The organism is Streptomyces sp. NPDC029044, from assembly GCF_040637495.1.
GTDB lineage: Bacteria > Actinomycetota > Actinomycetes > Streptomycetales > Streptomycetaceae > Streptomyces.
In genome coordinates, this window is record NZ_JBEZWN010000045.1 from 38,290 (window position 1) to 64,338 (window position 26,049).

The window sequence follows — 26,049 nt, forward strand, 5'->3', positions numbered from 1 at the left end:
CGCACGACCACGCGTGCACGCCCTGGGCCGGGCGGGTCGAACCGACCTTCTTCGTCAGCGGTTCCCAGACCCGGTGTCGCGCCCACGGCACCGCCCGAGCTTTCACGAAAGAGCCACATGACCGAGTACAGCCAGCCCGTGAGGGTGGCGATCGTCGGCGCCGGAAACATCGCCGACGGCTGCCACATGCCCGCCGTCCAGGCCCAGAGCGGCGAGGCCACCGTCGTCGCGGTCGTCGACGTCGACCAGCAGCGCGCCGAGGCCTTCGCCGCCCGCTGGAACGTCCCCGCCGCCTACACCAGCCTCGATCGGATGCTCCAGGAGCAGCGCCCCGACCTGGCCGTCGTCTGCACGCCCCCGATCGCCCACGGCGCGGCCATCACCGCCTGTCTGGACGCCGGTGTGTGGGTGTGGTGCGAGAAGCCCCCCACCCTCTCGGTGGCCGAGTACGACGCCATCGCCGCCCACGAGCGCGAGGGCGGCCCGTACGTCTCCTACGTCTTCCAGCACCGCTTCGGGTCCGCCGCCCGAGCCCTGCGCGAACACATCCGCACCGGCCGCCTCGGCACTCCCCTGGTCGGCGTCTGCCACACCCTGTGGTACCGGGACGACGCCTACTTCGAGGTCCCCTGGCGCGGCAAATGGGAGACCGAGGGCGGCGGCCCCACCATGGGCCACGGCATCCACCAGATGGACCTCATGCTGTCCCTGATGGGCGAATGGACCGAAGTCCGCGCCGCCATGGGCACGTTGGCCCGCGACGTGGAGACCGAGGACGTCTCCATGGCGATGGTCCGCTTCGCCGGTGGCGCCATGGTCTCCATGGTCAACAGCCTCCTCTCCCCCCGCGAGACCAGTTACCTGCGCTTCGACTTCCCCGAGGCCACGGTCGAGCTGTCCCACCTCTACGGCTACGACAACTCCCACTGGACGTGGACCCCCGCACCCCATCGGGCCGACGCCACGGCCACGGAGCTGGGAGCACCGCTCGACGACGAAGCCAGTTCGCACGCCGCGCAGTTGCGCGCGCTGCTGCGGTCGCTGCGCGCCGGGGAACGCCCCGAGGCCAGTGGCGACGACGGCCGCCGTGTCCTGGCCTTCATCGCGTCCCTGTACGAGTCGGCGACGACCGGACGCCCCGTCACCCCGGACATGATCACCCCGGCCAACCCCTTCTACCACTCCATGAGCGGTCGCCCCGGCGCCGCCAGAGACAACGCCGCCAAGGAGAAGACCGGTGTCTGACACTCACTTCACGATCGACTACGACGACGCCGGGACCCAGTTCGTGGTGTCGGCCGCCGGCACCGACCTCGCCACGTACGTGTACCGGCCGGACACCCTGCTCGAGGAATCCCCCAAGCCCTACCTCTATCCGCTGAAGACCATCTCCGGCGCGCCCGTGGGTGTCTATCGGCCCTGGGACCACCGCTGGCACAAGGGCCTGCAGATGACCTGGTCGCATCTGTCCGGCGACAACTTCTGGGGCGGGCCCACTTTCGAACAGGGCGCGCCCGGCCACGGCTACGTCTGGCGGGAGAACCACGGCCAGCAGGTGCACCGCGCCTTCGAGCGGCAGGACAACGGCGGCAGCGAGGTGTCGGTCGTCCAGGGCCTGGACTGGTTCGCCTCCAGCGACGAGGTGTGGATCGACGAGACCCGCACCCTGCGCTTCCACAGCGCCGACGCCGACGAGGGTATCTGGGCGCTGGACTTCACCACCGCCCTGACCAACGTGCACCACGAGCCGCTGGAGATGGGCAGCCCCACCACCCACGGCCGCCCCAACGCCGGCTACACGGGGCTGTTCTGGCGCGGGCCCCGGGCCTGGACCGGTGCGGACGTCATCGCCGAAGGGGGCGAGGAAGGCGACGCCGTGATGGGCACGCGGGGTGCCTGGGTGGCCATCACCGGCGAGCACGACGAGATCGACGGCGGCGCCACGGTCCTCGCCTACGCCGGCACCACCAGCGCCGCCACCCCGCTGACGTGGTTCGCCCGCAGCAGCGCCTTCGCCTGCCTCAACCCCTCCCCCGCCTTCGACACGGAGATCAAGTTGGAACCTGGTGAGACCCTGTCCCTGAGCCACCGCTTCGTGTTCCTCGACCGCAGGATGGACCGCCGCGAAGTCGAAGTGATCGCAGGGGAGTTCGCGCTGTGACCTCCGTGCCCGGCTTCCCCGGAGCCGTGGGACTCAGCCAGCTCCAGGTGTATCCCTGGCCCGCGGCGGACGACGAACACGGCGGCTCGCCCCACATGCACCTCACCTGCTCGGAGTGCTACGTCGTCGTCAGTGGCCGCGGCCGACTGGAAACCCTCAACGACCAAGGGCACACGACGACCGAACTGCACCCCGGAGACGTCGTCTGGTTCACCCCCGGCACGATCCACCGCGCCGTCAACGACGAGGACCTCCGCGTGATCGTCGTCATGCAGAACAGCGGCCTCCCCGAGGCAGGCGACGCGGTCATGACGTTCCCGCCCGAGTACCTCTCCCCCGAGACCTACCCGGACGCGTCCTCGCTCCTCGACGCCGACGGCAACCCCAGCCACGAGCGCGCGCGGGCACGCAGGGATCTGGCCGTCGAAGGGTTCACCGAGCTGAAGCGGCAGTGGCGGCGAGGAAACCGCTCGGCGTACGAAAACTTCTGCGCGGCGGCGGCACGGCTTGTCCAGCCCCACCTGGACACCTGGGAGAAGACGGTCAACGACGGCGCGCTGGCCGCCGCGCACACGGCACTGCGGCAGATCGACGCGCTGCGGCGCGGCGACTTCCGCCACTTGTTCGACGCCGAGCTCTCGCGCATCGCCCGACCGTCCTGGCAGACCCTGGGCATGTGCGGCTTCCTACACGCCTACCACCCCACCCACCAAAAAGGGGCCGATCGGTGACATCTGACACCCCCGGCTGCCCAGGCGGAGCTTCCTCACTGCCGCAACCGCTGTCGGCGTCGGAACCGCTCCTCTGGGCGGTCTTGGAGCGCCCCTCTCCCGAGCGGCCACGTCCACAGACGCCGGCGCCCTGGCCACGACGCCCGTCTCCTATCGACACCTCGCTGTCGAGATACCACTGTGAGGATGTGAGGGTGCCGCCGCGGGTGGTGGTCTGGCCCTCGGTACGACTGGCCTTTGTGCCTTGCGTTTGATCTGCCGACCTCTATCTGGGGCGGCGCATGCTGCCACCGGACCGCTGGGCGTGTCCCGATAGGGGCCTTCGCGACAGGCACCGTCACAGTCGTGACCGCCGCACTCGGCCCGGCGTCGGCCGGTGTTCCCCGAGCGTTCAGGAGACAGTCGACCGTGACCAGCATGACCCAGCACACCCATCCACGTCACCGCGGCACAACTGACCCCAGCGAGGAGGTGGTGCTCGGGGTGGACACCCACAACGACGTCCATGCAGCCGCGGTGGTCACCACGACCGGAGCGCTGCTGGACAACCGCAGATTCCCCACCACAAGGACGGGATACCACCAGCTCCGGGCCACCAGGACGAGGTCGTGGTCGGGCGGGCGTAGGCGGCGCCGATCCCGGAGGAGGCGCCCGACAAACCAGTGGCCGCCGACGCGCAGGACCGGGTCATCCGGGCGCTGCGCCGGACCGAGGTGGTCGTGCAAGGGCTCAAGGAGCAGCAACTGCGCTCTTTGGGGATGGGGGTGGCGCACTACCAGTTGCTGGTGCTCATCTACGCCGAGCCCGGCCTGACCGGAGCGGAGCCGGCCCGCCGCCTGAACGTCACTCCTCAGGCGGTGGCGTCCCTGGTCGCCCGCCTGGAGAACCGGGGCCAGGTGGAGCGTCACGCCCACCCGCGCCACCGCCATGTACAGGAGCTCCACCTCACAGACACGGGCCGCGAGGCCCTGCGGGCGGCCGACACCGTGATCACCCGGATCGAGCAGACGGTCACCGACGCCTTGGGCCCGGACGACGCCGCTCAACTGAAGACGCTGCTCGCCCGGGTGACGGACACGGTTCGCGGGTCCTGAGGCGACCTCGTGCAGACTCTCCATGGTGGCCGTGGCCGTCGAGGCGGCCCCGACGAGGTGCCGGTCATGACGACGGGCACCCGGCGCGGCTCCTTGGGAGGCAGACCGCAGGAGGTGTCGTTCATCCCGAGCGGACAGAAGATCCTCTCCTCCGCGAGGCTTGGGATGCTTGTCAGCGATGAGCGGGTACCGCTCATCCTTATCCTGTTCGGGGCAGGCGCCGTGGACGGACATGCGCGTCCCGGCCAGGTGAGCGCCGGAGAGGCCCGAGCCGACGAGCAGGGCCGCCCAGGGCCCAGGGTTCATTGCCTGAGGCGGGCAGGTGGCAGAGGTATCGGCGGGACGCCCTCGGTGACGGTGTTCTTGAGGGTGCCGATGCCCTCGACCGCCATCGTGACGGTGTCCCCGGGGGTGAGCGGTGGTGGCCGCAAGTCGCCGTTGCGGCCCCAGAGTTCGGCCAGGCAACCGCCGTTGCCGCACGTGCCTGAGCCCAGGACGTCGCCGGGGCGGATCCAGGTGCCGCGGGAGGCGTAAGCCGCCATCTCCTCGAACGTCCAGGCCATGTTGGCCAGTCGGTCCCGTCCGACCGTCTCGCCGTTGACGGCGACGCTCAGGGCAAGGTCCAGGAACCCCTCCGTGTTGCGGTGGGGTTCGAGTTCATCGGCGGTGACCAGCCACGGGCCGAGGGTGGTGGCGGTGTCCTTGCCCTTGGCCGGGCCGAGTTTGACCTTCATCTCGCGGCCCTGGAGGTCGCGGGCCGACCAGTCGTTGAGGATCGTGTAGCCGATGATGTGCTCGTGTGCCTGCTCGGGGGTGAGGTCCCGGCCGGCCTTTCCGATGACGGCGGCGACTTCGAGTTCGAAGTCGAAGCGGAGGCAGCCGGGCGGCATGGGTACGTCGTCGTGGGCGCCGATGACCGCGTACGGGTTGGTGAAGTAGAACGCGGGCGCGGCGTACCACTCGTCGGGGACCGTGTCGCCGTACCCGCGCGCCACGCCCGCGACATGGCTCTCGAAGGTCATGTAGTCACGAACGGTGGGCGGTTGAAGCGGCGGTAGCAGCCGTACGTCTGCCAGGGGCACCGGCAGGGAGCCGGTAAGGGCGCGTTCTCCGGCCCTGCACAGGGAATCCTTGCCCTCCATGATGAGGGCCAGCAGGTCGACGGGGCGTTCGAAGGGGTGGGCCCGGTCGTCGGCGATGACTCCCGACTGCCGTTTCCCGGCGTGGATGTAGGTCGCGAACTTCACGCCGCACTCTCCGCCGCCTCGACCGGCGCGGTGCCACCGGGCCGGCGGCCGACGAAAGCGGCGGCGATCACGGCGGCGACGACGCAGGCGCCCGCAGTGAGCAGCAGTCCGTTGTTGTAGCCGTGGGCCAGGGCGTCCGTGGTGAACGGGGCGAGCTTGGCGCTGAGCGGGCCGAGGTCGGCGGTGTGCAGGGCCAGCGGGCCGCCCTCGTTCAGGACGGCGGTGGCGATGCCGTGCTCCTTCGGGGTGAGTCCGGCGCCCGCGAGGCCGCCGGTGAGCTGGCTCGCGGCCATGCCAAGGGCGACCGCGCCGACGACGGCCGGGCCGAGGGTCTGGCCGAGGTCGCGAACCAGGCTGGTGGTGGCGCCGGCCATGCCGGTCAGGCTGTGCGGTACGACGTTGACGGCGGCGGCGGTGATCGCGGCGACGACCAGGCCGAAGCCGACACCGTTGAGCACCAGCGGTCCGAGCAGCGGCACCAGGCCGGTTTCATGGACCGGCACTGCCCGCAGCCACATCTGGGCGACGGCCAGCGAAACGAAGCCAGTGACGAGCATGGGGCCGGGGCCGACGCGGTGCAGCAGGCGCACCAGCAGGGGCCAGATGAACGGTGTGATGCCCTGAATGATCAGGAAGGGCACAGCGGCCTGGAGAGGGCTCTGGTGCTGGATGACGCCCAGGCGGATGCTCAGGTCGTACGCGCCGCCGAGGAAGCCGAACATGCCGATCACTGCCATCGCGGCCGAGGCGGCGAAGGCCGGGATGCGGAAGAGCTCCAGCCTCAGCATCGGAGCCGCGCTGCGGTGCTCCACCGCCACGAACGCGGCGAGGAAGACGACGAAGGCGATGAACGACAGCACAATGGGCCCCGAGCCCCAGCCGACGGAGGGGCCCTGGATGATGCCGTACAGCAAGCTGAGCATAGCCAGGGCGATGGTGATCTGCCCCAGCCAGTCGAGCGAGCGGCCCTCGGGGGCACTGGACTCGGTGGCCAGCAGCCAGGCCGCCACGGCGGTGACGACGGCGACCATTCCGGTCATGCCGAACGCCCACTGGAATGAGGCGTGTTCGACGATGCTGCCGGACAGAAGCGGGGCGATGAGGGCACCGAGCGACAGGGCCGTGGTCCAGGAGGCCAGCCCCTTGGCCCGTGCGGCCGGCGTGGTGGTGATGGCGGTGATCATCGACAGGGAGGCGGGGAAGAGCGCGGCGGCTCCGACGCCGGAGATCGCCTGTCCGGTGATCAGCTGAGCGGGGGTGTCGGAGGCGGCGGAGACCAGGTAGCCGAGGGCGGCCAGCAACGACGCGCCCACGACCAGCTTCTTGCGGCCGTACAGGTCGCCCACGACACCGAAGGTCAGGGCGAGGACGGCGGCGGGCACCAGGAAGGCGTCGCTGATCCAGGTCAGTTCGGAGCCGGACGCCTGTAGTGTGCGCTGCATGACGCCGTTGATCGCGGCGGGCAGCACGAGCCCGATCTGAGCCAGACAGACGGCCAGACAGCCGGCGATGATCGTGCCGGTGTGCCGTGCCGCTGTGGCTGGTGCGGTGTCGGACGAGGCGGCCGGTGGGTCGTAGGCGGGGGTGGAGACCATGTCTCCTCCTTGGAGGGGCGGCGGGACGTACGGCCCGCGGAACGAAGGGGACTGTTGGTGCGGGGAGCTTCGTCAGACGCGGGGGCAGAGCTCGGCCATGCAACCGAACAGCCCGGGACCGTCGAGCGGGGGTAGTGAGGGGTCGAGCTCCCGGTAGACGGTGTGCACGTTGACGGCGAGGCGTTCGCTCTCGTCCAGGTCGGCGAAGCGGCCGAGGGGAATGTCGTGCGCCGCGTCCATGGCCGGCATACCGGCGGCGAACCGGGTGGCGGCCTGCTCATGGACGTACTCGAGGTAGTCACGGATCCGGTGGACGGCCTGCTTCGTGGTGACGGGGCCGTGGCCGGGTACGACGATGTCGGCGTCGAGGGCGAGCAGCAGGTCACAGGCGGAGAGCCAGCGGGCGAAGGGGCCGTGCCAGACGACCGGGGCCGCCCCGGCGAAGACGATGTCGCCGGTGTAGACGATCCGGGCATGCGGCACGTGCACGATCGTGTCCCCGGCGCTGTGCGCGGGGCCCACGTCGATGAGGCAGACCTCGGTGCCGCCGACGTCCAGGACGGTCTCGCCGTCGAAGACCCGGTTGGGCAGAACGGGGTCGATGCCGGTGTGGTCGAAGCGGCCGAAGATGCGGCGGGCGAAGCGTCCGGCGGGACTGTCCATGCCGGTCAGCGCCCGCATCTCGGCCGGGCCGACCTGACGCATGTCCGTCAGGGACCCGCGCGCCGCGATGATCTCGGCATGGGCGACGAGCTGGTTGCCGAACCAGTGATCGCCGTTGCCATGGGTGTTCGCCACGGTGGAGATCGGCGCGCCCGCCGTCAGCGGTGCGAGCGCGTCGAGCATGGTCTTGGTCAACGGCAGGTCGTAGAGGGTGTCGACGAGCAGTGACTCACCCCGTCCGGTGATCAACCCGGCGTTGCTCATGCCCCATCCGACATCGCCCGCGATCCAGGCGTGACAGCCGTGTCCGAGATCGACGCAGCCTGTCCGGGATGTCACGGAAGCCACGTTGCCTCCTTGTCAGCGTCCAGCGCGATCAACAGCGCGAGACTTGCATCCATTGTTGGACTGAAGTCCAGCAGTGGAGAGGAATCTAGGTAGTCGCCAGGGAGGGGTCAAGAGGTGTGCGGCCCTGTGTTGTACTGAGGGCCATGAAAACCGGGGACGGGGCAGCCGAAGGCGGTAGGGCCGTCGGACGCCAGGAGCGCAGACGCCGCAAGCTGCACGACGAGCTGTACGAGACGGCGATCCGCCTCTTCGTCGTCCAGGGATACGAGGCGACCACCATGGAGCAGATCGCCGAGTCCGCCGATGTCGCCCGGGCGACTGTCTTCAACCACTTCGCACAGAAGGTGGGGTTCCTCGAGGAATGGGGAGTCCGCCGCCGTGCCCGTGTCGCCGAGATCCTCGGCGCGGAGCACGCCGAGGACCTGCCGGTCGGCGACCGACTGCGGCGCTATCTGAAGGAGATGAGCGACCTCAACGTCGCCTCGCGCGCCGAGACCACCGTCCTGATGGACGCATCAGCGCGCTACGGAAACCTCCTGCACGACCCGTCGCTGGAAAGGGAACTCGGCAGGATCGTCGACGAGGGACGGCGACGCGGGGAAATCAGGGCAGGCTCCGACTGCGACCAGGTCGGCCAACTGCTGGCCGCCTGCTACTTCTCGACGATCCTGCGCTGGGTCCGCGAGGAACCGCCCCCCTTCGACCTCCACCAGCGCATCGCCGGCGCGCTCGACATCATCCTGCTGGGCCTCCTGGCCGACCGGGGCGACGCCGGGGCCTGACGGTACCTGCCACATATCTGCTGTGGCCGGCCGGCCGCACCGAGTCGTCGTCCGGGCCGCGTGCCGACGGGGTCGGTCCGCAGCCCCTCAAGCAGCAACCGGTCCCAGGCGGCGGCGCTCGCGGCGGCGCGACAGTGCCCCGAAATCGGGCTGGACCACAGCCGCCACAGGTCAGCGCATTCTGCCTCGCGGCTTCAACGGCACAGGCGGCAGTTCCGGAGCAGCCAGTGGGGCACCGTCGTACCCCTTCACCTCCCCGAACCGCGTCCCCTCCATCCAGTCCCGGCGCGGCTGCTCGATCTCCTGCTGCGGCCCCCCGATCCAGCTCCAGAACATAGCGGACCCTGCGCACACCAGTGCAGGTCCGCGGTATTCCTCACCGGTGAGGGTCAGCAAGCTGTCAGCGTCGGTCGTGCAGGAGTCAGCAACCATGGGTTCCGCTGTCCTGGACCACCAGCTGACGGCTCACCACCTTGTCCGGCTATCCGGACGCGTTGCGGGGGACGACGGGCACGACGGTCAGGCGCCGGGGCAGCTTGTAGCGGGCCCGGTGCTCGGACACGTACGTCCGGACGTCCTCGACGGTGATCTCCCCACACGAGGACTCAACTCCGGGCCGGAGTGTGCTCTGGTGCTGTTGGTACGCTCGCGGAGTGAGGTGTACAAGCTCGTCGTGATACCCGGGATGTCGTCAGCAGAGCAGCGCTTCGGGCGTGCGCGCAGTTGGTGTGCCGTCGTCGCCGCTGTGGCGGGAGCACTGGCCCTGTGTTCGTGCGCGGGCGGGAAGGGCACGGTGGACGACGGCCCGGCCGCGTCATTGACACCCCCGGCGAAACCCAAGCCGCTGTGGCCCGGCTACACCCCGCCCGTCACGCGCGGCCAGAACGCGCCGTACGAGGACCGGTACGCGCCGATCGTCGGCGTGCGGGTCTCGACGCCCGTGAGCCGCGCCGATGCCTGGAATCTGGTGGCGGCGGACACCAATCTGTCCTCCTACTTCCGCAGTGCCGCGGGCGCCTGTGCCGGTGCGGCGAGGGAGGAGTGCCCCCGGATGCGGCCGGTGGCGAACCGGGATCTCACGGGGGACGGCGAGGCCGAAGCGGTGGTGGCACTGGATGATCCCGTCGACTCCCGGACCCTTCTGGAGGTCTACATGATCAACGGTCCGGCGGACGTCCGTCCCGTTCTGTCGACGTGGTTGCCGCTGGGCACCACGGCGTCCACGATCGGCAGCGAACTGCTGGTGACGTCGTCGGACCCCGGCACACGCACCACCACGGTCAGCCGCTACCGATGGAACGGAGAGATCCTGTCCCTGCGCGACGCAACCCGGTCCGACCGGACCGACCTTCCCGAGCCGGGGGCGTCGTGACGTCGCACACCTCCGGCACGCCGGTCGAGGCCCGCCTGCTTCTGGTGGAGGACGACGAGGTGATCCGCGACATGCTCCAGGTGTCGCTGGAGCGCTACGGCTTCACCGTGTTCTCCGCCGGGGACGGGCTGACGGGGTTGGAGCTGTTCCGCGAGCTCCGGCCCGATCTTCTGCTGCTGGACGTGATGCTGCCTGAACTCGACGGGATCGGCCTGTGCCGCCGGGTCCGGGAGACGAGCACCGTGCCGATCCTGATGATGTCCGCCCGGGGCGACGCCCTCGATGTCGTCTCCGGTCTGGAGTCGGGTGCCGACGACTACGTCGTCAAGCCGTGCGAGAGCTCGGTCGTCGTCGCCCGGATCCGGTCCCTGTTGCGGCGGGTCTCCTACGCGGCCCAGGCCTCCCCCGAGGGGAACGGGCGACCGTCCCCGGCATCGGAGCAGGCCGGGGCGGAGCGGCTGTTGCGGTTCGGTGATCTGTGCATCGACACCGACGGGATGGAGGTGACCCGGGCGGGCGCGCCGGTCGCCCTGACCCCGACCGAGCTGCGTCTGCTGCTGGAGTTCGCCGCCCACGCGGGCACGGTGCTGGATCGGGGCACTCTGCTGCGGCGGGTGTGGGAACACGAGTGGGACCACGACACCCGGGTGGTCGACCTGCATGTGCAGCGGCTGCGCGCGAAGATCGGCGGCGGGTACATCGAGACGGTGCGTGGCTTCGGCTACAAGATGCGTCGATGAATCTCCGGTGGCGCATCGGCACGCTGGTCGTCTCCACGACGGCCGCCGCGGTGGCGTGCGTGGGCGTGTGGGTGCATGTGGACGCCTACAACCGGGAGTTGAAGCAGGCCCGGTCAGCCGTCCGCACGGATCTTGACCGGGCCGCATCGGTCTACGCCCGGACCGGCGAGGTACGCGGGACGGGTGCCCGCCTGGACGCCGAGCTCCCCGAGGGGCTGGCCGGGCTGGTGCGCCGCGGGCATCACGGCACCGAACTGGTCGACGGGCCTCGGGGGCGACAGATGTGGGCGGCCCGCCCGGCCGGTGACCGGACGCTGTCGGTGACCGCGAACGTGGAGCCGACGCTGCGCGACCTGGAGGCGCTGGACGCCAGCATCGCCGTGGCCGGGGCGCTGACCGCCGGGGTGCTGCTCCCGGCCGGCGCCTTCACCGCCTCCCGCCTGAGCCGGCGCCTGCGGCTCGCGGCGGCCACGGCGACGCGGATCAGCCACGGCGAACTCGACGCGCGGATCGGCGTACCCGAACGGCCCCGGGACGAGATCGACGAGATCTCGCACGCCGTCGACACCATGGCGGCAGCCTTGCAGTCCCGCCTGCTGACGGAGCAGCGGTTCACCGCCGACGTCGCCCACGAACTGCGTACGCCCCTGATGGGGCTGCTGACGGCTGCCGAGAACCTGCCCGAGGGACGGATCACCGACCACGTGCGCGAGCGGGTGCGGGCCCTGTGCTCCCTGACCGACGATCTGCTGGAGATCTCCCGGCTGGACACCGGCGCCGAGGAACCCGACCTGGCCGCCTGGTCCTTGGGCCTGCTGGTCCAACAGGCCGTGGCGCGCGCCGACTTCCCGGTCCGCGTGGACCCGGTGGAGGACGGACACACGGCCACTCTGGTCCGCACCGACCCACGTCGGTTGAACCGTATCCTCGCCAATCTGCTGGCCAACGCGCACCGGCATGGCCGGCCCCCGGTGGAGGTCGCCGTCACGGCGACCTCGGTGACCGTGCGCGACCACGGGCGGGGATACCCCGAGGAGCTGTTGACCGACGGCCCCCAGCGTTTCCGCACGCACGCTCCGGAGCGCGGCAAAGGACATGGTCTGGGGCTGACCATCGCCCTGGGGCAGGCCGAGGTGATCGGTGCCCGGCTCCGGTTCGGCAACGCGCCCGACGGCGGCGCCGAGGCCGTTCTCACCCTGCCCGCGGCCCCTGACGAGCCCCTGTAACCCGCGGCGAACTCTCGCCGGTACAGAACAGATACACAACGGAGCGGGTTTCGATCGCCCGCGGACGGCCGCCGGAGGCAGGCCGTAGACCTGCGCGATCGACCATCGGCAGCACCCACCGCGAAGCACGTTCGCGGGCTGTCCGAATGGGAGAGCGCATGACCGACCCACGCCTTCCGGTCCGTGAGCCGCGCCGGCACGCCAGGGACCCCTCGGCACACCGGCGACGCATCAGGGCCCGCCCGGCCTCCCGGCGCCCGTCCCGCCACCGGAAACGCCGGCTCCTGGTGACGACGGCCGTCTTCGTCACGCTCATGGCGGCCGGCGCCGCCTTCGCCTACCAGAACCTCGACGGCAACATCGACTCCCAGGACGTCGACGGGCAGTTGAACACCGGATCCCGACCGGACCGGCAGGCACCGGGAGCGGTGAACGTGCTGCTGCTCGGCTCGGACTCCCGGTCGGGGGCGAACAGCGAGTACGGCCGCGACGAAGGCGGCGCCCGCTCCGACACCGCCATGGTCGTCCACCTCGCCGACGGCCGCAGGGGCGCCTCGGTGATCAGCCTTCCCCGGGACACCCTGATCGACCGGCCCGCCTGCGCCACCGGGTCCGGTGTCGTACCGGCCGCGAAATCCGTCATGTTCAACTCCGCCTTCTCCGTCGGCGGCATGGCCTGCTCGGTCGCCACGGTCGAGCAGCTCTCCGGGCTGCGGATCGACCATGTCGTGGAGATCGACTTCACCGGATTCAAAAAGATGATCAACACGCTCGGCGGGGTCCGGGTGAATGTCCCGCAGGACATCGACGACCCCGACAGCCGCACCCACCTTCGCAAGGGCCCTCAGCGCCTGAACGGCGAACAGGCCCTCGGGCTCGTACGCACCCGGCACGGAATCGGCGACGGCAGCGACCTCGGCCGCATCAAGCTCCAGCAGACCTTCATGAAGGCCCTGATCGGCCAGATACGCTCCACCGACCTGCTGACGAACCCCGTGCGGCTCTACCGGCTGCTCGACGACCTCACCAGCGCCATCAGCACGGACAAGGGCCTCGGTTCCCTCTCGTCGCTGACGTCCTTCGCCCGCTCCCTCGACGGCCTCGACGCCGGCCAGGTCGACTTCCGCACCCTGCCGGTCGCCCCCGCCCCGCACGACCCCAACCGGGTCGTCCCCGAGGAACCGAAGGCGAACGCCGTATGGAAAGCGCTCATCGAGGACCGGCCTCTGCCGGGAGGTGAGCAGTCGTGAGCGACTCCGCGACCCTGATGATGCGGCGCCCCGCCGCCCCTGAGCCGCCTGAGGCCCTACGCCTGTACCGGCCCGGACTCGACGGCGTCCGCGCGGTGGCCGTGCTCCTGGTGGTCGTCTACCACATCGCCCCCTCCTGGCTGCCCGGCGGCTTTCTCGGCGTCGACGTGTTCTTCGTACTCAGCGGCTGGCTGATCACCGACCTGCTGTGCGCCGAACGGCAGCGCACCGGCCGGATCGACCTCGCGCGGTTCTGGGTACGGCGGGCGCGACGGCTGCTCCCCGCGCTGGTCGTCCTCCTGGTCACCGTGACCGCCGCGGCGGCGCTGTGGCGCCCGGAGCGGATCGACGCCTCCGGGCGGGACGTGCTGTCGGCGCTGACCTTCACCAACAACTGGTGGCAGATCAGCACCCATGCCTCCTACTTCGCCTCTTTCGGGCCGCCGCCCCTTTTCCAGCACCTGTGGACCCTCGGCGTGGAGGAGCAGTTCTATCTCGCCTGGCCCCTGGTGATCCTGGGGCTGCTGCGGATGACCGGCCCCTGCGCCCGTACCCGAATTCGCGTGGCCGTCGTGCCGGCGGCGGTGATCGCGTCCCTCACCGCGATGGCGCTGCTGCACCGGCCCGGCGAGGACACGTCCCGTGCCTACTTCGGCACGGACACCCACGCCTTCGGCCTCCTGCTCGGCGCCGCGCTCGCCCTCGCGGTTCCCGCTGCCGGTGCCCGGAACCACCATCGGGCACCCCTCCTGTACGGAGCAGCCGGTGTCATGGGATCGGTGGTCCTCGCAGTGCTGGCCGGGGGGATCCACTCCGACACCCCGCACCTGTACCCGTGGGGCTTCGCCGTCGCCGCGTGTGCCGCCGGAGCCGTTGTCCTGGCCGCCGCGCAGAGCGGATCGGTCTTCGCCAGGTTCATGAGCACCCCGTGGCTGCGCTGGATCGGCCGCCGGTCCTACGGGATCTACCTGTGGCACATGCCGCTGATCGCCCTGGCCGTGCCGGACGGGCCCGGGCCGGGCCGGGCACCTCTACGAGGACTGCTCGCGGCAGCTGTCTCCGTCGCCGTGGCCGCCGCCTCGTACCGCTGGGTGGAGAAACCCGTACGCCGCCACGGCCTGCGCCGGACTGCGGCAGCGGTGCGCGGGGCGCTGTCCGGGGAGCGCGGGAAGTCGTGGGGCGGTACGGCGGACAGGGCTCGTGTCCCGGGCGGCGACCTCGGTGGAGTGGGCGGCATTTCGCGCCGCCCGAGCGGTGGTCCTCATGGACCGGGCGATTCCGAAGGCAGCGGGACCGATGACCGGCGCTCGTGGGGTCCGCGCGCGGTGGCGGTACTCGCCGGGACGGCCGTTCTCGTCGCCGCCTGGGGCATCGCCTCGGCCGGCGGCGGCGACAGCGCCGCCGACCGGATCGCGGCCGGTGAACGCGCCGTACAGGGCGACGACCCGGTGCCGCCGGGCACGTCCGCGCGCGCACGGGCCGAAAGGATCACGGCCGTCGGTGACTCCGTCATGCTCGCCGCGGCCCCGGCGCTGAAGGAACGCTTCCCCGGCATCAAAATCGACGCCAAGGTCAGCCGCCAGCTGTCCGCGGCCCCCTCCGAGGTACGTTCCCTCGGATCCGAGGACCGTCTGAACCCGGTCCTGCTCGTCGGCCTCGGCACGAACGGCGTCGGCGGCCGTACGGACCTCGAACAGGTCGTCCGGGAAGCCGGCGCCCGCCGTACGGTCGTCCTGGTCACCGTGCACGGCCCGCTCGCCTGGAAGGACCAGGTGAACACCGCCGTCCGGCAGACCGCCGCGGCACATCCGAACGTCGTGGTCGCGGACTGGGACCGTGCCGTCCGGGGCAGGGACGACCTCCTGGCGGACGACGGCGTGCACCCCGGTCCCGCGGGCGCGAGGCTGTACGCGGGAACGGTGGCGCGAGCGCTGGAACAGAGGTAACCGGGTTCAGCCGACGTGCGCGGCGCGGCGGGCTGCGGCGGACAGGAGCCGTTCGAACGGTCCCTGCCCCAGCAGCCGCCGCCAGACCGGGCAGACGACGAGCAGGGCGACCGTCATGACGAGGAAGCTCTGGTTGTCGGACAGCAGGTCGGAGCCGCCGAGGTAGGAGACGGTGTACAGCAGCACGAACTGCAGCGAGTACGCGGTCAGTGCCATGGTGCCGAGCGCCGCCAACGGCACGACCAAGCGCCGCACGCGGGGCGCGACGACCAGGCTCAGCCCGGTGACCAGCAGCGCCACTCCCGTTCCGCCCAGCATTTCGGCAACGTGGTTGGAGTGCGGCACCCGCCGGGCCTGATCGGCGAGTTCGGGAGCCTGCCACGCCGGCTTGTACGTGTCGGGGTCGAAGTTCGGGTCTATGCAGGTGACCTGGCCGGGCTCCGGCATACAGAGCAGGCCGCGGGTGAGGGCGGCGTTGTCGGGCGGGGCCGTGGCGGGCCCGCCCGCGGGCGCCGGGGGAACGGCAGCCGTCCCGGCGCCCTCCCCTTCGGTCACCGCCCAGCCACCGCCGTAGCCGACGACGACCAGGACGACCCCGCTGACGAGCATGCCGAGCACCGTACGGCCCGACGAGATGTCGAACCGGGAGAGGGCGATGCCCAGCAGGAAGTACAGCGTCAGCGGGGCCACGGACAGCCCGTTGAGGGCGAAGAGCAGATCGAACTCCTCGAAGGACGCGTTGACCGGAAGACGCCACTGCTTGAACGCCGTGAGGTAGGCCAGCAGGACGGGGACCACGACCATGCCGGCCACGGCGCCGAGCGCGAGCGTCCGGGGCCGGACACGCAGCAGCGGAATCACCGCGATGTAGCACAACGCGTACACGCAGAGGATCACGCCGACCCCGGGGCTGATGGCGTTCAGCACCGCGCCGAGAAGGAAGATGACCGCCGCCCGGGCGAGGAGTTTCATCTTGGCCCGGAGGAGTTGCTGACCGTCGAGCCGGCGGGCGGCGCCGGTGATGATGCCGATCGAGATCCCGCCGATGACGGCGAACAGGATGGTCGATCCGCCACTGACCAACCCGGCCCAACTGCCGGGCTGGAACAGGGACGGTGGACTCGGGGGCAGCGAGGCGAAATGTTGGGCGAGCATGCCGATCACCGCGAGTCCGCGGGCGACATCGAGCCCGACGATACGAGGGAGCGGGGCTGCGGGCGCCTGGAGCCTTTCGGTGGAAGGCAAGGCATTCATGGCACTCCTGTGGTGCTGGATCTGTGGTGCCGTCGATGATCGACACTCCAGGTATCCGCTCCTCTTGCCCTCGGTAGCGGCCACGGCTCGAACCCTACTCAGTTGTGTATCCGTCACGTCTCAGGCACCGTGCGCATGCCGGTTCACCGGCCGCTGCGGATCGAACGCCGGACGGGCGGAGATGTGCCGACCGGCGTCAGGAGGTGGCCACGCGTGCCCCACGTGCCACAGTTGCCCACGCGGAAGGGGTCGCGCCGGGAGCCGGCCGCAGCGATTGGCGACGCCGCACCAGCCCCGCGATCGAAGCCACCACCGGCAGGCCCCCGCTCACGTCCAGTGATCACGCGTGAATGATCTGGCTGTGCCGCGTGCGTGACCACTTGAACCGGGCTGCTCCGCGCCCGGCCGAAACCGCGACGCCCCCTCCCTCATCGCCGAACTGCACCTCGCGATGCTCGACGAGGACCAGAACCAAGACCCGATGGCGCAGACGTCTTGGGGTGAGCGGGGCTCCGGTCACCCCAGCCGGACGTCGACGATCACGCGGCCGCCCAGATGGCCGAAGCATCGGGTGTTGCGGTGAGGCGCCCTCGCCACGTCAGGCCGATCTAAACACCGGACTCTCGCCCCGCGGCCGTCGCCGGCTACCGCCAGGCCCCGACGTCATCGCCCGAGACAGCGATCCGGTGACGACATGCCTCGCACTCACGACCGACGGACGCAACACTTCTGGCCCGCTCCTCGAGACGATGTGGTAGCCCCGCTGAACCGTTACCACCCGGCGCACGAGTGACTGCGCGACATCCTGACGACCGCTGCGAGAACGCCTCCCTCGGCACGTGCCTCAGCGACTGTGATTTCGCCGCGGTTTCCCATCCACCTGCCCGGAGCCGACCCCCTCATCCGCTTCGACTTCTTCGACTTCCTCAACCGCAATCGGCATCTGCCGGTCGAGGTCACCCTGGCCCAGGACGTGCCGCACCGCCATGCGGTCAACCGCCCCCGCGCAGGACGCGGGAAAGTCCGAGGGCCGCCGTCCGCACCGCGGGGGCTAGTTGGGCGGGGCTGAAGCGGGAGCGCGGTACGGCCACCGAGAGGGCGGCCACGATGGTGCCGCCGGCGAACACGGGAGCCGCGATGCAGCTCACCCCCGACGCGGCTTCCTGCTCCTCGTAGGCCAGGCCGGAGACCCGGATCTTCTCCAGGGCCGTGCGCAGACGCGCCGGGTCGGTGATCGAGTGGGGCGTGAGGCGCGGCAGCGGCCGGGACAGCACGTCCTCGGTCAGCTCGGTACCGGAGAAGGCGAGCAGGGCCTTGCCCACGCCGGTGCAGCTCAGCGGCAGGCTGCCGCCGATCCGGGAGGGCAGCCGCAGCGCCTCGTGGCCGTGGATGCGTTCGAGGTAGACCACCTCAAGGCCCTCGCGGACGCCGAGGTGAACGGTCTCACGGGTCGCCTCGAACAGGTCCTGGAGAAAAGGCAGGGCCGCCTCGCGCAGATCGAGCCGGTGCGGGACCAGCGAACCGAGTTCGAACAGCTTCGCACCGAGCCTGTACTGAGGGCCCGTGCGCTCCAGCCAGCCCAGCCCGATGAGGTCGGCCGCCAGCCTGTGCACGGTCGGCTTGGGCAGGCCCGTGCGCTCCGAGAGTTCCGACAGACGGTACGGACCACCGCTCGGAGTGAAACTGTCGAGGATAAGAGCAGCTTTCTCCAGCATACTGCCGCTCGCGTTGTTCCGTGTCACGGAACAAAGTTTGTCGCCGCGAGGGTGTTCTGTCTATACCAGAACAGGCCGACGGATGCACCGACGGCACCACTCCCCTGGAGGCAGCCCGTGTCGACTCCGCCCGACCGCGTCCCTGCGGACGCCGTTCCCCCGGCCGTGGCCAAGGCCGCCGACGTGCTGGCCGAGGCCACCCGCACCCGGGCCGCCTGCCCGCCGGTGCGGACGTTCTTCGACGACGGCGACCTGACGTCCGCGTACGCCGTCCAGCAACTGAACGTCCGCCGCGGCCTGGACGCCGGCCGCCGGATCGTCGGCCGCAAGATCGGCCTGACCTCGCCTGCCGTGCAGCGGCAACTCGGCGTCGAACAGCCCGACTTCGGCACGCTCTTCGCGGACATGGCCGTACCCGACGGCGGTGAGGTGGCCGCCGGGCGGCTGCTGCAGCCCAAGGTGGAGGCCGAGGTCGCGCTGGTGCTGGGCCGTGATCTGCCGCACCGCGAGTGCACCGTGGTGGACGTGCTGCGGGCGGTCGACTTCGCTCTCCCCGCTCTGGAGATCGTCGACAGCCGGGTGCAGGGGTGGGACATCTCCCTCGTCGACACGGTCGCCGACAACGCCTCCAGCGGGCTGTACGTCCTCGGCGGCACGCCCGTACCGCTTACCGGCATCGACCTGCGCGCCGTGACGATGACCATGACCCGAAACGACGAGACGGTCTCGGAGGGCACCGGCGCCGACTGCCTCGGCGGCCCCCTCAACGCGGCGGTCTGGCTGGCCTCGGCGCTCGCCGAGCGGGGAGACCCGCTGCGTGCGGGCGACCTGGTGCTGACCGGGGCCCTGGGCCCGATGGCCCCCGCCGCCCCGGGCGACGTGTTCGAGGCCCACGTCTCGGACCTGGGATCCGTACGGGTCGGCTTCGTGAAGGAAGGAAGTGAGCGATGAGCACCAAGGTCGCGGTCATCGGCTCGGGCAACATCGGCACCGACCTGATGATCAAGCTGCTGCGGCTGTCGGAGACCCTCGACATCGCGGCGATGGCCGGCATCGACCCGGACTCCGACGGCCTGGCCCGCGCCCGCCGCCTGAAGGTCGCCACCACCCACAAGGGCGTCGAAGGGCTCATCGGCCTGGACGAGTTCGCCGACGTGGAGATCGTCTTCGACGCGACCTCGGCCGGGGCCCACCGCCACCATGACGAGGTGCTGCGCCCGCTCGGCCGCACCCTCGTCGACCTCACTCCGGCCGCGATCGGCCCGTACGTCGTCCCGCCGGTCAACGGCGGCGCCCATCTCGGCGCACCGAACGTCAACATGGTCACCTGCGGCGGCCAAGCCACCATCCCGGTCATCGCCGCGGTCGACTCCGTCACCCCCGTGCACTACGGCGAGATCGTCGCCTCCATCTCCTCCCGCTCCGCCGGCCCCGGCACCCGGGCGAACATCGACGAGTTCACCGAGACCACCGCCTCCGCCATCGAGCGGGTCGGTGGCGCCCGGCGCGGCAAGGCGATCATCATCCTCAACCCGGCGGAACCCCCGCTGATCATGCGGGACACCGTGCACTGCCTGGTCTCCGACTGCGCCACCGAGGCGGTCACCGCGTCGGTCGAGGAGATGGTCGGGAGGGTACAGGAGTACGTGCCCGGCTATCGGCTCAAGCAGAAGGTGCAGTTCGCGAAGGTGGCGGCCCACCACCCGCTGCGCGCCCTCGCCCCCGGCGCGGGCGAGGTCCTCAAGGTCTCGGTCTTCCTGGAGGTCGAGGGCGCCGCCCACTACCTCCCGGCCTACGCAGGAAACCTCGACATCATGACCTCGGCCGCGCTGCGCACCGCGGAACGCATAGCCGCCTACCGCGCCACGGAGGTGGCCTGAAGATGACCCGCCTGTACGTCCAGGACGTCACCCTGCGGGACGGCATGCACGCCGTCCGGCACCGCTACACCGTCGACCAGGCCGCTACGATCGCCGCCGCCCTGGACGCCTCCGGGGTCGCCGCCATCGAGATCGCCCACGGCGACGGGCTGTCCGGCTCCAGCATCAACTACGGCGTCGGCGCCCACACCGACTGGGAGTGGATCGAGGCGGTGGTGGGCGCCGTGCGCCGAGCCGTCCCCACGACTCTTCTGCTGCCCGGCATCGGAACGGTCCACGACCTCAAGCAGGCGCACTCCCTGGGCATCCGCTCGGTGCGCGTCGCCACGCACTGCACCGAGGCCGACATCTCCGCCCAGCACATCTCCGCCGCTCGGGAGCTGGGGATGGACGTCGCCGGGTTCCTGATGATGTCCCACATGGCCGAACCGGCCGAACTCGCCCGCCAGGCGCGGCTCATGGAGTCGTACGGCGCTACGTGCGTCTACGTGACCGACTCCGGTGGTCGGCTCACCATGGACGGGGTCCGCGACCGCTTGCGCGCCTACCGTGACGTCCTCGACCCGGCCACGGAGTTGGGCATCCACGCCCATCACAACCTCGCCCTGGGCGTGGCCAACACGGTCGTTGCCGTCGAGAGCGGCGCTGTGCGCGTCGACGCCTCGCTCGCCGGGCAGGGGGCTGGCGCGGGCAACTGCCCTCTCGAGGCTTTCATCGCGGTGGCCGACCTGATGGGCTTCGAGCACGGATGTGATCTGTTCCCGCTGATGGACGCCGCCGACGATCTCGTACGTCCGCTGCAGGACCGCGAGGTGAGGGTGGACCGCGAGACGCTCAGCCTCGGCTACGCGGGCGTGTATTCCAGCTTCCTGCGCCACGCCGAGACCGCCGCCGCGCGCTACGGCCTGGACACCCGCAGCATCCTCGTCGAGGCTGGCCGACGGCGCATGGTCGGCGGCCAGGAGGACATGATCACCGACATCGCGCTGGATCTGGCCGCGCGGGCGGAAACCGCTGCCTGACGCGCGGAGTTGAGGAGGAGCCGGTGCGCCGACGGCGCACCGGCAGCTCCTGCATGCGAGGCGTCCGAGCACGCTGCGCGGGGTCCGATGCCAGGAGCCCCATGTAGGCGCGTGACCCTCCGGGCAGCGTCTCCGCGGCCTCGGCAGCACCGCGCCGACGCGCCCCCGAGATCATGCGAATGGCCCAGACCAGGTCATTGTCCAAGGCAAGACACTCAGCATCTTCAGTTGATCCACAGATAGTCTTGTTTGCAGAACACCTTTCTGGCATGGTATCTGGAAAGGCGGAGCGCTCTTGCTCCGCGGCGACGCAGGTGGCTCTTGTCAACCGACCCCCAGAAGTGCGCATTCACGCTGGAATGCTTGCATGTCAATTTCGGGGTCCGGAAAATACGGAAAGCTTGTCTTCCCATGACTTCTAAGTCCATCGAAGCCGATTTCATAGTGATCGGCGGCGGGTCCGCTGGCTGTGTCCTGGCCAACCGTCTGAGCGAAGACTCGACGACGCAGGTTCTTGTTCTCGAGGCAGGTGACGACTGGCGACCGGGCGAAGCCCCAGGAGCCATCCGGAGTGCCAATGGATGGCGTCCCATCGAGGATCTTGAGGCGGCGCGTTTCCAGTGGGCGGACCTGCAGGCGCGTCGAACGCGAGCCCAGCCTCCGCGGCCCTACCTTCGCGGTCGCGGCCTGGGCGGCTCATCGCTCATCAATGGGTTGGCGGCCATGCGCGCCATGCCGGATGACTACGATCGCTGGGCGGAAGCAGGGTGCGCCGGCTGGTCCTACGACGAGATGCTTCCCTACCTCCGCCGCCTAGAGAGCGACGCCGACTTCGGCACAGAGCCCTATCACGGCGACAACGGCCCGATTCCGGTGACTCGCCTCCCTCGCGACGAGTGGAGCAGCCTCGACGAAGCGTTCGCCGAAACAGTGCTGGGAAGCGGGCAGCCATGGTGCGAGGACAGCAACTCGCCCAACGGCACAGGCCTTTCGCCGACGCCGCTCAACATCCGCGATGGCCGACGTGTGACGGCCAATGACGCTTACCTGGAGCCGGCGCGTGAGCGCTCGAACCTCGAGGTCATTTCTGGAGCGACGGTGGACCGCGTCCTGATAGAAGGGAGCCGGGCCGTGGGAGTGCGGTTCCATCGTGAGGGCGTCGCTGTCAATGCCTAGGCGAACGGCGTCGTTCTCGCAGCCGGAGCCCTGCACTCGCCCGCGATCTTGATTCGCTCGGGCATTGGTCCGGAAGCGCCACGATTTCGGCTTCCCGTCGGCGAGGGACTACAGGACCACCCACTTGCCACGGTCTGGCTGCGTCACCGAGCCGACGCACTGAGGACCCCAGCAGACGCGCGCCACGTCAACACCTGCTTGCGCTACTCGTCGGGACACGAGGAAGCAGGCAAGAACGACATGATGATGGCGGTGACCAACCAGGCGCCGCGCATGTCTCGCGAAGTGCAGAAGACCATCGTGGAAGAACGCGCGACCGGTACGTGGGGCGGGGGTGGCCTCAGCCAGGGCAGCCTCAGCCAAGGCGCGGAGGAGAACCCGTTCGGCCTGGCGATCGTCTGGTTGAACCAGGTCTTCTCTCGAGGCGCCCTCAAACTCTCGTCAACGGACCCCTTCGCGGCGCCGCGGATCGAGCACCGGCAACTGGAAGAGCGCGCGGACGTCGTTCGGCTGCGCGACGGGTTTCACCGAGTGCGCGAGTATCTCGCGACGGAGCCCATGCGCAACATCGTGGAAAGCGCTGCTATCGACCCGGCGGGGACGGACATCTCTACGCTGGAGAACGACGAGGCGATCGAGCGATGGCTGCTCGCATCAGTGGGCGACATGTCCCATATCTGCGGGACCGCACGCATGGGCTCACCCGACGACCCCCGCACGGTGGTGGATCCCCAGGCCCGGGTGCTCGGGGTCGAAGGGCTCTGGGTCGGGGACGCATCCATCTTCCCCACCATCCCCCGCGCCAACACGTTCCTGCCCACGCTGGCCGTCGCGGAACGCGTCGCGGACTGCATCCGCGGGGTGCCGAACCCGTAGGCAAGCAACCGCCGCGGCCTCGCAGGGATGAGTGCCAAGCCGTCTTCTCCAGCATGAGTTCTCCTGCCGGTGCCGTGCCGCGTCGTGGTCCGAAGCTGGAACCGCTACTGCTACGAACTTTGCCACGATCAGCGGGGCCGCGGTGGGTGAGGAGGTCGGGCAGGGCGGTGCAGCCGGCGTCGACCAGGTACTCGGCGGGCAGCAGCTCGTGGGTGGGGGCCGCGGTGGTGCCACGTCCGAATGGAATTCCTGGTCCGTACCGAGAACCGGCTGCCGGCCCACACCCTGAACAGCGCCCGTGAGCAGCTGAGAAGAGGCGAACGCGAGTGCGCCATGGAACGGCCGCGAGGCTGGCGTGCTCAAGGGGCTCTGGCGGGTTCCGGGCCGCAACGCCACGGTCGGCCTGTACGAGGCCGAGGACCCGCGGCCCTCCACGACGCCCAGACCTCGCTGCCCATGCGGAAGTGGACGAGCGTCACTGCGGAAGCGCTCGCCACGCACCCCCAGGAGCGGCGACCGCCGGTTGGTGTCAGAGTCTCAGCAGGCGTTCGGCGTTGAGGTGGCAGATCTTCGCCCGGTCGGTCTCGCTGATCGGGGCGTTGTCGATGAAGGCGACGGCTTCGGCGTTTCCCTCCATGGGATAGTCCGTGGACAACATGATCCGGCGGCGCCCAGGGCGAGCAGGCTGCCCAGCAGGGGCGCCTGCGCGCACACCCCGCTCGTGGTGATCATGATGTTCTCGCGGATGTAGTCCGAGGGCCGTTCCTTGCCGAGCTTCAGACCGCGGCGGTTGATGAACTCCCAGCGGCTGTCGAGGCGCCAGAGCATGCCCGGCAGGCTTTCGCCGATGTGTCCGAGGACGAGCGTGGCGCCGGGGAAGCGGTCGAAGACACCGGAGAAGACGATGCGCAGGGCGTGCGTGGCGGTCTCCACGCCCCAGCTCCACATCGGGCCGATCAGCTCCTCGTGACCGCAGGTTGTGCCAGGTGTCGAAGGAGTTGGCCGGGTGCAGATAGAGCGGAACGGCGAGCGCTTCGGCCCGTTCCCACAGGCGCAGGAACTTCTCCGCGTCCAGATAGTCGCCGTGCGTGTGGCCGTTGAAAACGTCCGGTCGTGGATCGGCTCCACCGTGACCGACCTTGGCTACTTCCACGACTGGCCTCGATGGCGCTGGGCGAGGTCATCTGCCTGGCCGACCAGGACGCCGCTGCGGAGCGGGACAGAACGATGCAGGCCGATCTCGCCGCCGGCGTCGAGCAGCCACAGCGACCGCTGCCGCGCCTTGGGGCCGGGCTGCGGCGCGACGACGCCGGCGGCGGGGTGCTGTCCATCCAGGCCTAGGTCGACGGCGGAGCCATGCGCGGGCTGTTCGACGACGTCGTCGGCTCCGGCGGCGTGCTGCTGCTGGCCGACCTCGGTTGGAAGGTGGTCGCTCTGGACGCTGTGCCCGGTGAGGAACAGGTCGTGGACACCACCGGCGCCTACGCGGCATGGCTGGCGCAGCTCGATGCGGTCGCCGTGCTGATCCGGCCCGACTTCTACGTCTACGGCACCGCCATTAAGCGGTGCAACATGGCCATATCATCTCGCCGCCCCATGGACCGGGTCGCTCCAGGCGGTCGTCGCGTGGACACAGGGCCGCGCAGCCCCTCCGGTCGACGGCTGCCATGTACGCACACCCCTTAACATCGAAGACCCCCTCTGGACGTAGGTTCGGAACCGGTGCAGGACCTCGGCCCAGTGCCGAGTGAACGCACGCCGCAGGTCCGCGGGCTCGTCCGCAGATGGACAGGGCGCCGCATACCGGTCCGCTGGTTGGGCTCGCATGAGGAGTTCCCTCGCTGCGGCGGACGCGAGTCAGCCGACATGCCTCACCTCGTCGGTGTCGGCGAAACCGGAGTCGGTCTCGCCAAGTCGTCGGGCGGTGTCGAGCACGCCGGCCCATATCTCGTCGAGGAACTACCGCGGATCGTCGCGCCCTTCCGGTCGGCCGCGGTAGAGCCGCCGGGTGCCATCGCAGCGCTCACTGATCAGACCAGCATTCTTCAGCACCGTCAGGTGCCGGCTGACCGCGGTGCGGGTGACTTCGAACGCTGCGGCAATCTCACCCGCGGCCCGCTCTCGTGGGCGACGAGACGCAGGACGCCCGGAGACGCGGTTCGGCGAGTGCCCGCAGCGCCTCGTCAGTCGCAGCGTCCGTCGCGGTGTCGGCCATCGCGCAGTGCGTCTCGTCGCTCAACTGGATTCTCTGTTTGTCGGTCAGGCCCACAGGCCGACAAGATTCCCGTCCGGATCCGCGAAAATCGCGTAACGGCTCTGGTCGCCCGGCAGGTCGGTGGGCGGAACCACCTTCTTCCCGCCCAGCGCCTCGGCCCTCTCCAGGTACCCGTCCAAGTCGTCGACCTTCATGTAGACCTTGACTCCCGTGTCTCCCGGTGCGATCGACGGGCCGATCCCTCCGACGATCGCCCCGTCGCCGGCGCCGGTGTCCACCAGGGCGTAGCCACCCATCGTCGGATCCGGGGCGACCTGCCAGTCGAACAGATCCGCGTAGAACCTCTGCGCCCGCTTTTGATCTGTGCTGATCACTTCGAAGAACGCTACCGGCTGACCCATGTCAATCATCTGCCTCTCTGATATTCGTTAAGTCGGGTGTGGTGAGGTGTTCCTCCCGCGTGACGACCCGTTAACCGTCACGCATCCGAGGCGGCTTTCGCGGCGATCGCAGTGTGCGCAGAGGTCGTCCCGGCCCGCTCGGCGGCGGCTTTCTCAGCGATAGCGATAACCACAGCATTGATGTTGGCGGACGGGATCACCGGAATCACCGAAGCGTCGACCACGCTGAGGCCTTCACCTCAGCCTTGGAGGGTGCCCCGCTGAGCGGTGAGCGCGACCCGGGTCAGGAGGTCTCGGAACTGGGTCCGCTGTTCCTCGCTCAACTCCGCAAGCAGCTTCGCTTCAGCGGCCGCGA

Annotated in this window: 26 protein-coding genes and 2 pseudogenes; 18 read left to right on the forward strand and 10 right to left on the reverse strand. The window is 70.0% G+C overall.

What is annotated here, in order from left to right:
- The first annotated feature begins 117 nt into the window (after positions 1-117).
- The 4 genes from AB0E85_RS28555 to AB0E85_RS28570 all read left to right on the forward strand — a co-directional run bounded on the left by AB0E85_RS28555 (position 118) and on the right by AB0E85_RS28570 (position 3,986).
- Positions 118-1,245, forward strand: coding sequence for a Gfo/Idh/MocA family oxidoreductase (locus AB0E85_RS28555; RefSeq protein ID WP_361932866.1), 1,128 nt, complete (start codon positions 118-120; stop codon positions 1,243-1,245).
- Positions 1,238-2,161 carry a PmoA family protein gene (locus AB0E85_RS28560; RefSeq protein ID WP_361932868.1) on the forward strand — a complete coding sequence of 308 codons (924 nt, stop codon included), beginning with the start codon at positions 1,238-1,240 and terminating at the stop codon, positions 2,159-2,161. The genes AB0E85_RS28555 and AB0E85_RS28560 overlap by 8 nt, the downstream gene beginning before the upstream one ends.
- Positions 2,158-2,892 (forward strand): cupin domain-containing protein, encoded by a 735-nt coding sequence (locus AB0E85_RS28565; protein ID WP_361932870.1) that lies wholly within the window; start codon positions 2,158-2,160, stop codon positions 2,890-2,892. The genes AB0E85_RS28560 and AB0E85_RS28565 overlap by 4 nt, the downstream gene beginning before the upstream one ends.
- A 662-nt stretch (positions 2,893-3,554) precedes the next feature.
- Entirely contained in the window at positions 3,555-3,986 is a 432-nt protein-coding gene (locus AB0E85_RS28570; protein ID WP_361932873.1) for a MarR family winged helix-turn-helix transcriptional regulator, read from the forward strand.
- Positions 3,987-4,288: 302 nt separating this feature from the next.
- On the opposite strand, the gene AB0E85_RS28575 is transcribed toward AB0E85_RS28570, so the two are convergent.
- The 3 genes from AB0E85_RS28575 to AB0E85_RS28585 form a co-directional block, all read right to left on the reverse strand.
- Positions 4,289-5,233, reverse strand: a complete 945-nt coding sequence (locus AB0E85_RS28575) for a fumarylacetoacetate hydrolase family protein (RefSeq protein ID WP_361932876.1) — start codon at positions 5,231-5,233, stop codon at positions 4,289-4,291.
- The gene (locus AB0E85_RS28580; RefSeq protein WP_361932879.1) at positions 5,230-6,828 is read right to left on the reverse strand and encodes an MFS transporter; all 1,599 of its coding nucleotides are present in this window, start codon (positions 6,826-6,828) and stop codon (positions 5,230-5,232) included. The genes AB0E85_RS28575 and AB0E85_RS28580 overlap by 4 nt, the downstream gene beginning before the upstream one ends.
- 72 nt (positions 6,829-6,900) lie before the next feature.
- Positions 6,901-7,839, reverse strand: a complete 939-nt coding sequence (locus AB0E85_RS28585) for an MBL fold metallo-hydrolase (protein WP_361932882.1) — start codon at positions 7,837-7,839, stop codon at positions 6,901-6,903.
- Positions 7,840-7,982: 143 nt separating this feature from the next.
- Here AB0E85_RS28585 and AB0E85_RS28590 point away from each other — a divergent pair, with 143 nt between their 5' ends.
- Entirely contained in the window at positions 7,983-8,621 is a 639-nt protein-coding gene (locus AB0E85_RS28590; protein ID WP_361932885.1) for a helix-turn-helix domain-containing protein, read from the forward strand.
- A gap of 171 nt (positions 8,622-8,792) precedes the next feature.
- Here AB0E85_RS28590 and AB0E85_RS28595 read toward each other — a convergent pair.
- A pseudogene (locus tag AB0E85_RS28595) lies at positions 8,793-8,957 on the reverse strand (pirin family protein); the annotation flags it as partial.
- Positions 8,958-9,306: 349 nt separating this feature from the next.
- On the opposite strand from AB0E85_RS28595, the gene AB0E85_RS28600 reads away from it, so the two are divergent.
- From AB0E85_RS28600 to AB0E85_RS28620, 5 genes are all read left to right on the forward strand, one after another.
- Positions 9,307-9,993, forward strand: coding sequence for a hypothetical protein (locus tag AB0E85_RS28600; protein WP_361932887.1), 687 nt, complete (start codon positions 9,307-9,309; stop codon positions 9,991-9,993).
- Positions 9,990-10,733 carry a two-component system response regulator CseB gene (gene cseB / locus AB0E85_RS28605; protein ID WP_361932890.1) on the forward strand — a complete coding sequence of 248 codons (744 nt, stop codon included), beginning with the start codon at positions 9,990-9,992 and terminating at the stop codon, positions 10,731-10,733. The genes AB0E85_RS28600 and cseB overlap by 4 nt, the downstream gene beginning before the upstream one ends.
- The gene (locus AB0E85_RS28610) at positions 10,730-11,959 is read left to right on the forward strand and encodes a HAMP domain-containing sensor histidine kinase (RefSeq protein WP_361932893.1); all 1,230 of its coding nucleotides are present in this window, start codon (positions 10,730-10,732) and stop codon (positions 11,957-11,959) included. The genes cseB and AB0E85_RS28610 overlap by 4 nt, the downstream gene beginning before the upstream one ends.
- A gap of 158 nt (positions 11,960-12,117) precedes the next feature.
- Positions 12,118-13,209: an LCP family protein gene (locus AB0E85_RS28615; RefSeq protein ID WP_361932896.1), complete on the forward strand. Its 1,092-nt coding sequence runs from the start codon at positions 12,118-12,120 to the stop codon at positions 13,207-13,209.
- Positions 13,206-15,155 carry an acyltransferase family protein gene (locus AB0E85_RS28620; protein WP_361932899.1) on the forward strand — a complete coding sequence of 650 codons (1,950 nt, stop codon included), beginning with the start codon at positions 13,206-13,208 and terminating at the stop codon, positions 15,153-15,155. Before AB0E85_RS28615 ends, AB0E85_RS28620 begins: the two co-directional genes overlap by 4 nt.
- Before the next feature lie 6 nt (positions 15,156-15,161).
- On the opposite strand, the gene AB0E85_RS28625 is transcribed toward AB0E85_RS28620, so the two are convergent.
- Entirely contained in the window at positions 15,162-16,400 is a 1,239-nt protein-coding gene (locus tag AB0E85_RS28625; RefSeq protein WP_361932902.1) for a DUF418 domain-containing protein, read from the reverse strand.
- Between the two features lie 1,001 nt (positions 16,401-17,401).
- Positions 17,402-18,124 carry an IclR family transcriptional regulator gene (locus AB0E85_RS28630; protein ID WP_361932930.1) on the reverse strand — a complete coding sequence of 241 codons (723 nt, stop codon included), beginning with the start codon at positions 18,122-18,124 and terminating at the stop codon, positions 17,402-17,404.
- 117 nt (positions 18,125-18,241) lie between these two features.
- On the opposite strand from AB0E85_RS28630, the gene mhpD reads away from it, so the two are divergent.
- The 6 genes and pseudogenes from mhpD (at position 18,242) to AB0E85_RS28660 (ending at position 23,636) form a co-directional block, all read left to right on the forward strand.
- On the forward strand, positions 18,242-19,075 hold the full coding sequence (gene mhpD / locus AB0E85_RS28635; protein WP_361932905.1) for a 2-keto-4-pentenoate hydratase: 834 nt from the start codon (positions 18,242-18,244) through the stop codon (positions 19,073-19,075).
- Positions 19,072-20,004, forward strand: coding sequence for an acetaldehyde dehydrogenase (acetylating) (locus tag AB0E85_RS28640; RefSeq protein ID WP_361932907.1), 933 nt, complete (start codon positions 19,072-19,074; stop codon positions 20,002-20,004). The genes mhpD and AB0E85_RS28640 overlap by 4 nt, the downstream gene beginning before the upstream one ends.
- A 2-nt stretch (positions 20,005-20,006) precedes the next feature.
- Entirely contained in the window at positions 20,007-21,026 is a 1,020-nt protein-coding gene (gene dmpG / locus AB0E85_RS28645; protein ID WP_361932910.1) for a 4-hydroxy-2-oxovalerate aldolase, read from the forward strand.
- A 411-nt stretch (positions 21,027-21,437) separates the two neighbouring features.
- Positions 21,438-22,313: pseudogene (locus AB0E85_RS28650) on the forward strand (GMC family oxidoreductase N-terminal domain-containing protein); the annotation flags it as partial.
- Between the two features lie 87 nt (positions 22,314-22,400).
- On the forward strand, positions 22,401-23,078 hold the full coding sequence (locus AB0E85_RS28655) for a GMC family oxidoreductase (protein ID WP_361932933.1): 678 nt from the start codon (positions 22,401-22,403) through the stop codon (positions 23,076-23,078).
- Positions 23,079-23,318: 240 nt separating this feature from the next.
- A complete protein-coding gene (locus AB0E85_RS28660; protein ID WP_361932913.1) occupies positions 23,319-23,636 on the forward strand; it encodes a muconolactone Delta-isomerase family protein in 318 nt (105 codons plus the stop codon).
- Here AB0E85_RS28660 and AB0E85_RS28665 read toward each other — a convergent pair.
- Positions 23,608-23,736 carry a hypothetical protein gene (locus AB0E85_RS28665; RefSeq protein ID WP_361932915.1) on the reverse strand — a complete coding sequence of 43 codons (129 nt, stop codon included), beginning with the start codon at positions 23,734-23,736 and terminating at the stop codon, positions 23,608-23,610. The two genes, AB0E85_RS28660 and AB0E85_RS28665, sit on opposite strands and share 29 nt — an antisense overlap.
- Before the next feature lie 455 nt (positions 23,737-24,191).
- On the opposite strand from AB0E85_RS28665, the gene AB0E85_RS28670 reads away from it, so the two are divergent.
- On the forward strand, positions 24,192-24,419 hold the full coding sequence (locus tag AB0E85_RS28670) for a hypothetical protein (protein WP_361932917.1): 228 nt from the start codon (positions 24,192-24,194) through the stop codon (positions 24,417-24,419).
- Between the two features lie 15 nt (positions 24,420-24,434).
- On the forward strand, positions 24,435-24,764 hold the full coding sequence (locus tag AB0E85_RS28675; RefSeq protein WP_361932919.1) for a hypothetical protein: 330 nt from the start codon (positions 24,435-24,437) through the stop codon (positions 24,762-24,764).
- Positions 24,765-25,037: 273 nt separating this feature from the next.
- Here AB0E85_RS28675 and AB0E85_RS28680 read toward each other — a convergent pair whose 3' ends face one another.
- The 3 genes from AB0E85_RS28680 to AB0E85_RS28690 all read right to left on the reverse strand — a co-directional run bounded on the left by AB0E85_RS28680 (position 25,038) and on the right by AB0E85_RS28690 (position 25,918).
- Positions 25,038-25,271 (reverse strand): ArsR family transcriptional regulator, encoded by a 234-nt coding sequence (locus AB0E85_RS28680; RefSeq protein ID WP_361932936.1) that lies wholly within the window; start codon positions 25,269-25,271, stop codon positions 25,038-25,040.
- Between the two features lie 66 nt (positions 25,272-25,337).
- Positions 25,338-25,694 (reverse strand): VOC family protein, encoded by a 357-nt coding sequence (locus tag AB0E85_RS28685; protein ID WP_264935141.1) that lies wholly within the window; start codon positions 25,692-25,694, stop codon positions 25,338-25,340.
- Positions 25,695-25,771: 77 nt separating this feature from the next.
- Positions 25,772-25,918 (reverse strand): GMC oxidoreductase, encoded by a 147-nt coding sequence (locus AB0E85_RS28690; protein WP_361932923.1) that lies wholly within the window; start codon positions 25,916-25,918, stop codon positions 25,772-25,774.
- Positions 25,919-26,049: the final 131 nt, after the last annotated feature.